Source organism: Sandarakinorhabdus rubra (assembly GCF_010994245.1).
GTDB lineage: Bacteria > Pseudomonadota > Alphaproteobacteria > Sphingomonadales > Sphingomonadaceae > Sandarakinorhabdus > Sandarakinorhabdus rubra.
In genome coordinates this window covers 1-13,162 of sequence record NZ_WMHO01000055.1, presented here as the reverse complement: position 1 = coordinate 13,162, position 13,162 = coordinate 1, and the positions used below count along the sequence as shown (strand labels likewise).

9 protein-coding genes are annotated in these 13,162 nt (G+C 68.3%); 7 read left to right on the top strand and 2 right to left on the bottom strand.

Annotation, left to right across the window (positions count from 1 at the left end):
• Nucleotides 1-504: LysR family transcriptional regulator (locus GJV64_RS05230; RefSeq protein ID WP_164156223.1), on the bottom strand; the 504-nt coding region annotated here is incomplete at its 3' end.
• Nucleotides 505-611: 107 nt separating this feature from the next.
• Between GJV64_RS05230 and wrbA the strand changes: the two genes are divergently transcribed.
• Nucleotides 612-1,211, top strand: coding sequence for an NAD(P)H:quinone oxidoreductase (wrbA, locus tag GJV64_RS05225; RefSeq protein WP_164156222.1), 600 nt, complete (start codon nt 612-614; stop codon nt 1,209-1,211).
• 59 nt (nt 1,212-1,270) lie between these two features.
• Here wrbA and GJV64_RS05220 read toward each other — a convergent pair whose 3' ends face one another.
• A complete protein-coding gene (locus tag GJV64_RS05220) occupies nt 1,271-1,672 on the bottom strand; it encodes a DUF7662 domain-containing protein (protein WP_164156221.1) in 402 nt (133 codons plus the stop codon).
• A gap of 122 nt (nt 1,673-1,794) precedes the next feature.
• On the opposite strand from GJV64_RS05220, the gene panB reads away from it, so the two are divergent.
• The 6 genes from panB to GJV64_RS05190 all read left to right on the top strand — a co-directional run.
• Nucleotides 1,795-2,646, top strand: coding sequence for a 3-methyl-2-oxobutanoate hydroxymethyltransferase (gene panB / locus GJV64_RS05215; protein ID WP_164156220.1), 852 nt, complete (start codon nt 1,795-1,797; stop codon nt 2,644-2,646).
• Nucleotides 2,647-2,744: 98 nt separating this feature from the next.
• Nucleotides 2,745-3,467 carry a tetratricopeptide repeat protein gene (locus GJV64_RS05210; protein ID WP_164156219.1) on the top strand — a complete coding sequence of 241 codons (723 nt, stop codon included), beginning with the start codon at nt 2,745-2,747 and terminating at the stop codon, nt 3,465-3,467.
• A gap of 11 nt (nt 3,468-3,478) precedes the next feature.
• A complete protein-coding gene (locus GJV64_RS05205) occupies nt 3,479-4,825 on the top strand; it encodes an outer membrane protein assembly factor BamB family protein (RefSeq protein ID WP_235927609.1) in 1,347 nt (448 codons plus the stop codon).
• 53 nt (nt 4,826-4,878) lie between these two features.
• Complete coding sequence (der, locus tag GJV64_RS05200) at nt 4,879-6,300, top strand: ribosome biogenesis GTPase Der (protein ID WP_164156217.1); 1,422 nt, start codon at nt 4,879-4,881, stop codon at nt 6,298-6,300.
• A gap of 217 nt (nt 6,301-6,517) precedes the next feature.
• Complete coding sequence (locus GJV64_RS05195; protein ID WP_164156216.1) at nt 6,518-12,847, top strand: autotransporter-associated beta strand repeat-containing protein; 6,330 nt, start codon at nt 6,518-6,520, stop codon at nt 12,845-12,847.
• 58 nt (nt 12,848-12,905) lie between these two features.
• Nucleotides 12,906-13,162: beta-eliminating lyase-related protein (locus GJV64_RS05190; RefSeq protein WP_235927608.1), on the top strand; the 257-nt coding region annotated here is incomplete at its 3' end.

Here is a 13,162-nt window from a genome sequence, read left to right as displayed (position 1 = left end):
GGCCAGGCTGCGGCGCACCAGCCGTTCGTTGACGCCGTCGAGCGCGCCGCCGATGGCCAGCGTGGCCGAGCCGTCGAACAATCGCGCCTGCACGGCGCCCAGCGCCTCGACATGCAGGCGCAGCGCCAGCGCGGGAAAGCGCGCCTGCAGGGCGGTCAGCGCCGCCACCAGCGTATCGATCGGGAACATCACGGTGACGGACAGTGACAGCTCCGCCTCCTGCCCCTCGCTCAGGGCTGCCACCCCGGCCTTCAGCGCGCTGACATTGCGCAGCGTCTCGCGGGCATGGGCCAGCACCAGCCGGCCGGCATCGGTCAGGCTGGGCCGCCGCGTGGTCGTGCGGCTGAACAGGGCCAGGCCCAGCTGCGCCTCCAACCCGTCCAGCTGATAGGCGATCACCGAGGTGGCGCGGCCCAGTGCGCGGCCGGCGGCGGCCAGGCTGCCGTGATCGGCAATGGCCACCAGCACGGCCAGTTGATCAAGCGTCGGAGTGCCGACCTGCATATCGAAAATCCTGAACAATGATTTCGATATTATCCAGATTTTCCGCAAGAAGGCGAGGCAGTATCTCCCCCCTCGTGCCGAGTGGTTCGGCGAGAGGAGTGACGACAATGCCCAAGGTTCTGGTGCTCTATTATTCGACCTACGGTCATATCGAGGCGATGGCTGAAGCGATTGCCGAAGGGGCGCGCAGCGCCGGCGCGCAGGTGGACATCAAGCGCGTGCCGGAAACCGTGCCCGATGCCATTGCCGCCGCCGCCCATTTCAAGACCGATCAGGCCGCCCCGGTGGCCAGCATCGATGACCTGCCGAACTATGATGCGATCATCGTTGGCGGGCCGACCCGCTTCGGCCGGCTGCCGGGCCAGATCGCGGCCTTCTTCGATGCGGCCGGCGGCCTGTGGGCGCGCGGGGCGTTGAATGGCAAGGTGGGCGCTGCCTTCACCAGCAGCGCCAGCCAGCACGGCGGCAACGAGACCACCCTGTTCTCGCTCATCACCAACCTGATGCACTTCGGCATGGTGATCGTCGGTCTGCCCTACAGCCACGCCGGCCAGACCCGCATCGACGAAGTTGTCGGCGGCGCCCCCTATGGCGCCACCACCATTGCCGGCGGCGACGGCAGCCGCCAGCCATCCGAGACCGATCTCGCCGGCGCCCGCCACCAGGGCGAGCAGGTGGCGAAGGTGGCGGCCAAGCTGTTCGGGTGAATCTGTGAGATTGTAGCGCGGCAGACGATCAGTCGGCCGCGCTGCAATGACCTCTCTGGTTAGCCGCGGATGATTATCTCGATGTTGGCGACATCGGTATCATAGTATATGGATAGTGCGTCCTTCGCTTGAGCGATCGACATGCCGCCCGATGGTGGCACGGCAGCCGACGGAATTGTTTGTTTCGGCGGAATGGGGGGTGAGTCACTAACGCCGGCGTCACGCGAAAAAGTGACTTTCTCGGCGGCCAGGTCAAGGTCCGACGTTTTCCAACCTGCATCAATCCAGCCGGCGGTCTGGGAGTGGCCAGGTCCGGATTGATTTGCCCACCAAGCGTTGTACTTGCGAGCACTTTCGGGCAGGCTGAAATTCAGAACTCGTTCGATTTCATCGAAACTTGCTCGCCAGCTCTGAAGCTGGAGACGGGCAAGGTGGCGGGCAAGGGGTTCATATTTCGACATGGCGATTTCCTTTCGGCAGTATATACACTGTAACTGAGGCTATAAAACATAGTGAGTCCTGAATCAAGTACGATTTGCCGCCCGTTGAGAAAGCGAGCCATGGGGCGTAAAGACCCTGGTCCATGAGCACCACCTTCACGCTGGACACCTCGACAAGCCGCGCGCACCCGGTGCCGGAGCCGGTGCGGCGGCTGACGGTGCCGGCCATCCAGAAGCGCAAGGGTGGCGAGCCGATCGTGATGCTCACCGCCTACACCGCGCGCATGGCGCAGCTGCTCGATCCGCACTGCGATTTGCTGCTGGTCGGCGACAGCCTCGGCCAGGTCATCTATGGCCTCGACACCACGGTGAAGGTGACGCTGGACATGATGATCGCGCACGGTGCGGCCGTGGTGCGCGGCAGCTATCGCAGCGTGGTGGTGATCGACTTGCCATTCGGCACCTATGAGGACAGCCCGGAGGCTGCCTTCCGCACTGCGGCGCGCGTGCTGCGCGAAACCGGCGCGGCGGCCGTCAAGCTGGAAGGCGGCGCCGTGATGGCGCCAACGGTGAAGTTCCTCAGCGAACGCGGCATCCCGGTGATGGCGCATGTCGGCCTCACCCCGCAGGCGGTCAACGCGCTGGGCGGCTATGGCGCGCGTGGCCGCAGCGAGGCGGAGGCCGCCAAGATCCTTGCCGATGCCAAGGCCGTGGCCGAGGCCGGCTGCTTCGCGCTGGTGGTGGAAGGCGTGGTGGAGCCGCTGGCGGTGGCGATCACCGAGGCCGTGGCCTGCCCCACGATCGGCATCGGCGCTTCGCCGGCGTGCGATGGCCAGGTGCTGGTGGTGGACGACATGCTGGGCATGTTCGAGCGGGTGCCGCGCTTTGTCGAGCGCTTCGATGATCTGGCCGGGCACATCACGGCCGCTGCGACCGAATATGCCGCGCGGGTGCGGGCCCGCGCCTTTCCCACCGACGCCCAGCTCTATCGCTGAACCAAACGCGCGGCCGGGCTTTACGCGGCGCGCTGGCTGGGGCATTCACCCGGCGGCAATCCGGGCGGTGGCAACTGCCCAACTGGAGCATGACCCAATTGGCCAACACCCCTGCCAAGCCTGATGATACCTTCCTGCGCGAGGTGGACGAGGAGTATCGTCGCTCGCAGCTGGCCGGGCTGTGGCAGCGCTTTGGCCGTTGGATGATTGCGGCGCTGGTGCTGGCGCTCGCCGGCCTTGCCGGTTTCCTCTATTGGCAGGATCGCAAGGCGGCGGCCGCCGGCGAAGCCGGTGCCGCACTGGCCCGCGCCATCGAGCAGCTGGAGGTGGGCGAGGGCGCTCGCGCCCGCCCGGCGCTGGAAGCGATGACCCGCGATGGCGCGCCGGTCTATGCCGGCCTGGCCCGCATGGTGCTGGCCAACGACGCGCTGGCCGGTGGCGACAAGGCCAAGGCGCGCGGGCTCTATGAAGCGGTGGCGCGCGATGCGGCGCTGCCGCAGCCGATCCGCGATGCCGCGCTGGTGAAGGCGGTGCGCATCGGGTTCGACCAGCTGCCGCCGGCAGAGGTTGTGGCGCGGCTGAAGCCGCTGGCAGTTCCGGGCAATGGCTGGTTCGGCGTGGCGGGTGAACTGGTGGCCGTGGCCCATATCAAGGCCGGCAAGCCCGAAGCGGCCAGGCCGATCCTGATCGCGCTGGTGAAGGATGAGACTCTCAGCCCCTCGCTGCGCGCGCGGGCGGCGCAACTGGCGGTGGCGGTGGGTGTCGATCCGGCAACGCTGGGGCTGGGCCAGCAACCGGGCACGCAGGCAGGTGCGCAATGAAGGGCGGGACCATGACGCGTATCGGAACCGGGCGGAGCGGCCGTGCGCTGCTGCTGGTGCTGGCGGCCAGCGTGGCGCTCGCTGGTTGCGGCATCTTCAAGAAGGGCAGCCGCAACCGCACCCCCACGGTGGGCGAGCGTATCCCGATCCTGAGCTTTGAAACCCGCGCCGAGGCCGAGCCGGAACTGAGCAATGTCGCCATCGTGCTGCCGGCGCCGGAGCGCAATGCAGACTGGGCACAGCCCGGCGGCTCGGCGGCCAAGCAGGGCGGCCAGCTTGAACTGGCAGCCAACCCCCGCCAGGCCTGGCGGGTGAGCATCGGCAAGGGCAGCAGCAAGACCGCCCGCCTGAACGCGGCCCCGGTGGTGGGTGGCGGCAAGATCTTCACCATCGACACCGCCGCCGAAGTGCGCGCCTTCGATGCCAGCACTGGCCGCGAACTGTGGACGGCCACGGTCAAGCTTCCAAAGCGCGGCGGCCGCGCGGCCTTCGGCGGCGGCGTTTCCTATGGCGATGGCCGCGTCTATGTCGCCACCGGTCAGGGACTGGCGGCAGCACTGGACGCGCAGACCGGCAAGCTGTTGTGGGAACGTGCGCTGGTGCAACCGCTGCGCGGCGCGCCGGCGGTGTCGGGTGACCGGCTGTTCGTGCTTTCGCAGGACAATCAGCTGCACGCGCTCGATGCCGCGACCGGCGAACTGCGCTGGACCGTGGCGGGCACCGTGGAAGTCGCCTGCATCATGGGGGCCGGCGCCGCAGCAGTGACACAGGATACGGTGATCGCGGGCTATTGTTCGGGCGAACTGAATGCGCTCAGGGCCGAGAACGGTCGCACCGTTTGGCAGGACCAGCTGGCCCGCACCGGGCGCTCGACGGCCATGGCAGCGCTGGCCGACATCGATGCCTCGCCGGTGGTGGATCGCGGGCGGGTGTTCGCGGTGGGCCATGGCGGCCGCATGATCGCGCTGGAACTGGCCACCGGCCAGCGCGTGTGGGAACGCAATTTCGCCAGCCTTTCAACGCCCTGGGCCGCCGGCGAATTTCTCTACCTGGTGACCATCGAAGGCGAGGTACTGTGCATCACCCGCGCCGAGGGCCAGCTGCGCTGGGTCAGCCGGCTGGATCAGTATCGCAAGCCCAAGAAGAAGAAGGGGCCGATCCAGTGGACCGGGCCGGTGCTGGCCGGCGAACGCCTGTGGGTTGCCGGTTCCAACAAGGAGCTGGTGGCGATCGACCCCTATGAAGGCAAGAAGCTGTCCACCATCGAACTGAAGGCCGCGGCCTATCTGCCGCCGGTGGTGGCAGGCGGCACGCTTTATCTGCTCACCGACGATGGTTCGCTGACCGCCTGGCGCTGAACAGTCCCCACTGCCTATCATTGCGGGCCCTCCACTGGTAAGGCGCTGCGGCAATGACCGCGAACATTCTCGATCTGCCCGCCGATGCGCCGCGCGTGGCCATCCTGGGCCGCCCCAACGTGGGCAAGTCCACGCTCTTCAATCGGCTGGTCGGCCGGCGCCTGGCGCTGGTCGATGATCAGCCCGGTGTCACCCGCGACCGTCGCGAAGGTGCCGCCCGGCTGTTCGATCTCGATTTCGTGGCCGTCGACACCGCCGGCTTCGAAGACGGCAACGACGAAAGCCTGTCGGGCCGCATGCGCGCCCAGACCGAGGCGGCGGCAACAGCCGCCACCGTGGCGCTGCTGGTCTATGATGCCCGCGCCGGGGTGACCCCGCTCGATCGCCACTTCGCCACCTGGCTCAGGCGGCGCGGCGTGCCGCTGGTGCTGGTCGCCAACAAGGCCGAAGGGCTGCAGGCGGAGACCGGGCTGAACGAGGGCCACGAACTGGGCCTGGGCGAGCCGGTTGGGCTGTCGGCCGAACATGGCCTGGGCCTTGCCGATCTCTACCAGGCGCTGAAGCCGCATCTGGAGCCGGAAACCGCCGCCGCCGAAGACGCCGACATTGTGCCGGAGACGGGACCGGACAGCGGCCCGGACGAAGAGGCCGTGCCCGCTCCGGAAGGGCCGCTGAAGCTGGCCATCGTGGGGCGGCCCAATGCCGGCAAGTCCACCCTGATCAACCGGCTGCTGGGCGAACAGCGGCTGGTGACCGGGCCGGAAGCGGGCATCACCCGCGATGCGATTGCCATCGAATGGGAATGGCAGGGAAGGCCGGTCCGCCTCGTCGACACCGCCGGCCTCAGGAAGCGCGCCAAGGTGGTGGAGAAGGTGGAGAAGCTGGCTGCCGCCGACAGCAAGCTGGCCATCGATTTTGCCGAGGTGGTGGTGCTGCTACTTGATTCGACGCTGGGGCTGGAAGCGCAGGACCTGCGCATCGCCGATCAGGTCCTGTCGGAGGGCCGGGCGCTGATCATCGCATTGAACAAATGGGATGCGGCCCACGATCAGAGCCGGTTGTTCCAGGGCGTCCGGAAAGCGCTCGACGATGGGCTGAGCCAGGTGAGAAACGTGCCGCTGCTCACCTGCTCGGGCGCCACCGGCAAGGGCCTCGATGCGCTGATCGAGGTGGCCTTCGAAACACGGGCACGCTGGTCGCGCCGGGTCGGCACCGCCGCGCTCAACCGCTGGTTCGAGGCGGCGCTGGAGCGCAATCCGCCGCCGGCCCCCAAGGGCTCGCGGATCAAGCTGCGCTATGTCACGCAGGTGGCCACGCGGCCGCCCAGCTTCGTGGTGTTCGGCAACCGCACCGATGCCTTGCCAGCCAGCTGGCAACGTTATCTGGCCAACAGCCTGGCCGAGGATCTGGACTTTCGCGGCCTGCCGATCCGGCTGAGCTTCCGCGGCGGCAAGAACCCCTTCAAGCGCGACTGAGCCGGCGTCTTCGCTCTGAGCGCAGGGCGATTCAGCATCAAGTTGAAGCCTTTATCCCCATGTCTTGAAGTGGCTTGCACTTGCAATTTTGTATACATCCATTATGGATAACAGCGGGGTCCATACTGGGGGTTGTTATATGTTTGCTTTGCCGGGTCAGCAGGCCAGCCTGCGTTCGATCCCTCGTGGGGCAAGGCTCTGTTCGCTCCTGGCCGCGATGCTGGCCGGCACGGCGCTGGCTCCAGCCGGCGCGCAGATCGCCGATCTGGGTGGTGCGACGCAAACCACCACGAATTTCCTGAACTTCGTGCCGCCAGGCCTGGGCATCCTGCCGGCAGAGATCACCAACGGCGCGCTGCGCGCCGATATCTCGGTAAATCAGACCTTTGCCGGGAATCTGACGGATTCGGGCGGCGTGCTGGGCCTGCGCAAGCAGGGCACGGGCACGCTCACCCTGAGCGGCGTCAACACCCACAGCGGTGCCACCTCGGTGACCGCCGGCACGCTGGTGGCCGGGTCTGCCACAGCGCTGTCCCCCAACTCCCTTTTGGCGGTGAACGGGCCGGTGGGCACCCCGGCGATTGTTGATCTCAACGGCTTTTCCAACACGGTTGGCGGGCTGAGCGGCGGTTCGCGGGCGATCATCACCAGCACCGGCGGCGCCGCCGTGCTGACCGTGGTTCAGAACACCAACGACACCTATAGTGGTGCGCTCCAGGGCAATCTGGGTCTCGTCAAGTCGGGCACTGGCCTGCTGGTCATCAGCAACGACGATCCGGCTCTGGCGGCCACCACCATGACCGGGCCGGTCACGCTGCAGCAGGGCCGCCTGTCCATTGGCTCGGACAATGCGCTGGGCAGTGGGGTCATCACCGTCACCGGCGTCAGCGAGCTGGGGGTGTCGGCCGGCGCGCGCGTGCTCGACAACAATATCGTTCTGAACAACGCGCTGACGCTGGTGGTCGGCAACGGGCGCGAACTCGATCTCAATGGCGTCATCAGCGGCAGTGGCAGCCTGATCACCAACAGCGTTGGCACGCAGCGGCTGACTGGCGCCAACAGTTACAGTGGTGGCACCGTTCTCGACGGCAACGGCCGGCTTGAGATCGGCTCTGCCACCGCTCTGGGCACCGGAGCGATCACGGCTGGCAGCACGCGGCTGGCGCTGGCTGATCCCACCGCCAGCCTGACCATCGCCAACAACATCATCCTGGCCGATCAGCCGTTGCGGGTGGAAACCGGCGCGCCCGGTTCGGTCTTCGGTCTTGCCGGCAACATCAGCGGCAGCAACGCCGTCCTCATCGAAACCAGCAGCGGCGGCGGCACGCTTCTGCTGACCGGCAACAACAGCGGCCACACCGGCCGGATCCAGGTGGGGAGCCAGGGCATCCTCGCCATCGGCAACAGCACGGCGGTGGGCAGCGGCGCGACCGTGAGCTTTGCGCCGGGCGGCCGGCTGACTGTCACTGATGATGTGACCATTGCCGGCGCGCTCAGCGCGCTGACCGGCTCCGGCCTTGTCAGCGGCGTGCTCGACACCGCCGGCTTCGATGTCGCGATCACCGGGCGGGTGCACGACCGCGATGGCATCGATCTGCTGCAATTGGTCAAAACCGGTGCCGGCATCCTGACGCTGGCCAATCCGGAAACCGACCCGGCGGTCGGCAACCATATGTCCGGCGGCGCTGTCGTCGACGAAGGCACGCTCAATCTCACTGGTGCTCTGGCTGGCGACATCTCCATCGCCGGGGGCGCCACCCTGGCCGGCACCGGCTGGCAGACCAGCGGCGTCACGCAGTTGGCCAGCGGTGCGATCCTGGCGCCGGGCGACGCGTTGGCTGGCGCCGGCGCCATCGGCACGCTCACGCTCAACCAGCTCACCCTCAATGCCGGCGCGATCAGCAACTTCGATCTCGCGGCCCCGGGCACCGGCGATCGCGTGGTGGTCAACGGACCGCTGGCGCTGGGCGGCACGCTGAACGTCAATGCCCTCTCCGGCTTCGGCACCGGCAGCTATGTGCTGTTCGCCCATGCCGGCGCCTTGTCGGGCAGCCTGACGCTGGGCACGGTGCCGGCGGGCTATCTCTATGGCATCACGTCGGTTGGCCGCGGTGTCCGCCTCGAGGTGTCGCTGACCGATTTCTACTGGGATGGCGCCGGCCCGGCCGGCAACGGCGTGGTCAACGGCGGCAGCGGCATCTGGAGCGCGGCCGGCACCAACTGGACCAACCAGACCGGCGTCGGGGTGGAGGACTTCCAGCCCGGCGAGAATGCCTTCTTCACCAACACCGGCGGCACCATCACGCTGGCCGACAGCACCAGCTATCGCGAGTTGAACTTCCAGGCCAACGGCTATGTCATCAACCCGGCCGCTGCACAGACGCTCAGCGCCACCGGCGGCATGATCAGCGTGACCGCCGGCAACACCGCCACGATCAACGCCGCACTCGCCGGCACCGGCGGCTTGAGCAAGACCGGTCCCGGCATCCTTGTGCTGGGCGGGGCCAACACGGTGACGGGTGGCTTCACCATCAACGGCGGCACGCTGGCGGTGACCAGTGCTGCGGCGCTCGGCCCGGATGCCGTGTTCATCAACGGCGGCGCGCAGACCCTGCGCTTCGACGCCAGCATGACCGTGGCCAACACCATCAATGCCACCGGTGTCGGCTACAATATCGACACCGGCGCCAACACGGTGATCCTCAACGGCTCGCTGTCGGGCGGCGGGGCGGACAAGTTCGGCTCCGGCACGCTGGTGCTCAACAATGCGATCAACGCCCAGCCCAACGCGCTGGCGGTGTTTGGCGGCACGCTGATCGTCAATGGCGGCGTGCAGGGCGGCGTCGGCGGTGCCAGCGCCTCCACGATCGGCGGCACCGGCACGGTCACCGGCCTCGTGTCGACGTCAGGCACCTTGTCGCCGGGTGCAGCGCCCGGCCAGGTCGGCACGCTCACCGTCGGCAGCCTGACCCTCGGTTCTACCTCCACCTCGCTGTTCGATCTGGGCGCGCCGGCCGGCCCCAACGATCTGGTCGTCTCCAACGGCAATCTCGTGCTGGACGGCACGCTGAACGTCAATCCGCTTGCCGGGTGGAACACCGGTACCGGCAGCTACACGCTGTTTACCTATGGCGGCGCCCTCACCGACAATGGTCTGGCGTTGGGCGGTGCCCTCACCACCGCGCCGACCGGTGTCTCCTATGCCATCGATACCGGCACGGCCGGCGTGGTGCTGCTCGATGTCAGCTATGCGGGCAACTTCAACTGGGATGGCGCCGGCCCGGCCGCCAATGGCGTCGTCAACGGCGGCTCTGGCACCTGGAACGACAGCAGCACCAACTGGACCAACGATCCCGGCACCTTCAACCTTGCCTACGTCGATGATATCGCCACCGTGGCCAATTTCGGCGGGGTCAGCGGCGGCACGGTCACGCTGGATGGCGACCGCACGGCCGGTACGGTCAACTTCACCACTGGCGGCTACACGCTGACCGGCGACTCCCTCAACCTTGCAGGTGATGCCACGATCAGCGTTGCGGCGGCGATCACCGCGGTGATCGAAAGCGAGATTGCCGGCGTTGACGGCCTCACCAAGACCGGCGGTGGCATCCTGGCATTGAACGGTGCCAATAGCTACACGGGCGGCACCGCGCTGTCCGCCGGCACCATCCGGGTGGCCAACGACAACGCGCTGAGCAGCGGCGCGCTGGCGATGGCGGGCGGCACCACGCTGGCGGCCGGCGCGGCCGACCTTGTGCTGGCAAATGCCATCGGCATTACCGGCATCTCGACCATCGATTCCGGCGGCAACCGGTTCGCGCTGGATGGCGTGGTGTCGGGTGGTGGCACGCTGTCGAAGCAGGGCAGCGGCACGCTGGTGCTGAACGGCAACAGCTACACCGGTGGAACCGCCCTGCAGGCGGGCACCATCGAGATACGCCGCGACAGTTCACTGGGCACGGGCGCGCTGGCCATGGCCGGCGGCACCACGTTGCGCGCCATCGCATCCGATCTGATCCTCAACAATGCCATCAGTACGGCCGGCGTCGGTACCATCGACAGCGGCCCCCTGTCGCTCACCCTCGATGGCCTCATCTCCGGTCCGGGCTCGATCGCCAAGGTCGGCGCCGGTACGCTCGTGCTGAGCAACGCCAACAGCTATGCCGGGGGCACTGCACTCAACACTGGTACGATTCTGATCGGCAACAGCAGCGCGCTGGGCACTGGTGCGCTGGCAATGGCCGGTGGCACGACGCTGGTGGCTGGCGCGCCGAACCTTCTCGTCCTCAATGCCGTCAGCACGGCCGGTGTGGGCACCATCAACACCGGCACCAGCACCCTGACGCTGGCGGGCATCGTGTCGGGCGCCGGCAGCATCGCCAAGGTCGGCACCGGCACGCTGGTGCTGAACGGCGCCAACAGCTACGCCGGCGGCACCACGCTTGCGGCCGGCGGTATCACCGTGGGCACCAGCACGGCGCTGGGCAGCGGCGCGCTGGCCATGGCGGGCGGCACCCGGCTCACCGCCGGAGCAGACGGCCTTGGCCTTGCCAACGCGATCAGCACGGCGGGCATCGGCACCGTCGACACCGGCGCCAACACGCTCGCCCTGTCGGGCATCGTGTCCGGCAGCGGCAGCATCGCGAAGGTGGGCAGCGGCACGCTGGTGTTGAACGGCGCCAACACCTACGCTGGCGGCACCGCGCTCGATGCCGGCGCCATCACCGTGGGCAGCAACAGCGCGCTGGGCACCGGCGCGCTGACAGCGGCCGACGGCACACGGCTGAACAACGGTGGCAGCGCCGTAACGCTTGCCAACGCCATCGCGCTCGCCGGTCCGGCCTTCACGATCGACAGCGGCGCGGCCCCGGCTGTGCTCACGCTGGCGGGGGTCATAAGCGGCAACAGCAGTTTGACCAAGACCGGCAGCGGTATCCTCACCCTTGCTGGCGCCAGCACCTATGCCGGCCCAACCACTGTCACGGCCGGCACGCTCAACGTCACGGGCTCGCTGGTGTCGGCGGTCAACGTCAACAGCGGTGCGGGCATCACCGGCACCGGCTCGGTGGCTGCGCTCACCGTCGCGGCCGGCGGCGCCATCAACCCCGGCGCGCCCGGCACCAGCAACATCGCGACCCTCACCGCCAACGGTCCGGCCTCACTGCTCGGCACCTACACGGTGAATTTCGCGGGCGCGACCAGCGATCGCGTCACCGCCACCGGCGATCTGGTGGTGGGCGGCACCTTTGCGGTCGGCTCGGTCACCGCCCCGCCACTCGTCAACACCGTCTACACGCTGGCCAGTGGCGCCACCCGCACCGGCACGTTCGGCACGGTGAACGGCCTGTCGCTGTTCGGCCCGGCCTTCATTCCGGAACTGGAATATACCGCCACCACCGTGAACCTGCGGCTGCGGCCCGGCCTGCTGGAGCCTACCGCCATCCTGTTCGGCGGCGCCACCGGCAACGCGCTGGAAGCGGCGCGCGCCATCGATCGTGCCGTGCTGCTGGGCTACAACCCGCAGGCCTTTGCCGCGCTCTACAATGCCGGTACCGCCCTGCCGCGTGCGCTGCTGGAGATTTCCGGCGAACAGCGCGCCACCGAACGCCGCGTGATGATGGACAGCGCCCGCGTCTATCGCGAGACCGCGCTTGATCGCCTCAACAGCGGCCTTGCCTCGATGGCCGGCCAGCTGGTCACCACCGGGGACGAGGATATCGGCGCCGTCACCTTCTGGCTGCGCGGGGCCGGTGCGTGGGGCACGGCCGACACCAGCGGCGCCGCCACCGCCTTCACCACCGAACAGCGCGGGCTGCTGACCGGCATGGACTGGTCGCGCGATGGCCTCACCGTGGGCGCCATGTTCCACTACACCAGCACCGATATCGATTTCACGGTTCTGGGTGGCAGTTCGAACGTCGAAACCACCGGCGGCACCTTCTATGCCGGCTGGCGCAACCAGGGCAGCGGCCTGGTGGCCAATGCCGGCGTCAGCGTCGCCGGCACCCGCTCCACCGGCGCCCGCGCCGTCACCCTGCCGGGCCTCGTCCAGTCGCTGCAGGGCCGCACCATCGGCACCACGCTGCAGGGCTTCGGCGAACTGGCCTTCGACGTGGCCGGCAGCGCCGATGCCCGGATCGAGCCCTTTGCACGCTACACCTATGTGCAGAACGCGCAGCAGGCGATGACCGAACGCAACGGCGTGGCAGCGCTGTCGGCGGCCAAGCAGACGCTTGACCTCCAGATCACCAACCTCGGCCTGCGTGTCGGCACCGGCATGACCGAGGGCAAGGTGTCGATCAGCGGCAGCGCCTCGTGGCAGCGCACCACCGGCGCCCGCGACGCCCGCACCATCATCGGCATCCCGGCGGTGGGCCAGAATGGCCAGATCCGGTCGGTGGCGCTAGACCGCAACGCCGCGCTGCTGCAGGCCGACATCGGCTTCAACCTGTCTGACCGGGCGCGCATCAACGTCGGCTATTCGGGCCTCGTCGGGCAGAACAACAGCGATCACGCCGGCCGGGCAACGCTCAGCTTCGCCTTCTGAGCGGCCCGCCGGTCGCAGCTGCTTGCGGTGGGCCGGACGGCCCACTATCGCAGGCGGCATGACCGCCCATTTCCTGTCCGACAATGCCGCCGCCCCCTGTCCGGAGGTGCTGGCCGCCATCACCGCGGCGGCTCCGGCCAGCGCCGCCGGCTATGACGGGGACGATTGGTCGCGCCGGCTCGATGCGCTGTTCACCGGCCTGTTCGGGCGCGAGTGCCTGGTGCTGCCGGTGGCCACCGGCACCGCTGCCAACGCGCTGGCGCTGGCCTGCCTGGCGCCGCCGTGGGGCGCCATCGCCTGCCACACCGAAGCCCA

What these genes read in the sequence shown, in the direction of transcription:
- wrbA (WP_164156222.1), top strand. Translation starts at nt 612, where the DNA reads ATGCCCAAGGTTCTGGTGCTCTATTATTCGACCTACGGTCATATCGAG.
- GJV64_RS05220 (WP_164156221.1), bottom strand. Translation starts at nt 1,672, where the DNA reads ATGTCGAAATATGAACCCCTTGCCCGCCACCTTGCCCGTCTCCAGCTT.
- panB (WP_164156220.1), top strand. Translation starts at nt 1,795, where the DNA reads ATGAGCACCACCTTCACGCTGGACACCTCGACAAGCCGCGCGCACCCG.
- GJV64_RS05205 (WP_235927609.1), top strand. Translation starts at nt 3,479, where the DNA reads ATGACGCGTATCGGAACCGGGCGGAGCGGCCGTGCGCTGCTGCTGGTG.
- der (WP_164156217.1), top strand. Translation starts at nt 4,879, where the DNA reads ATGACCGCGAACATTCTCGATCTGCCCGCCGATGCGCCGCGCGTGGCC.
- GJV64_RS05195 (WP_164156216.1), top strand. Translation starts at nt 6,518, where the DNA reads ATGCTGGCCGGCACGGCGCTGGCTCCAGCCGGCGCGCAGATCGCCGAT.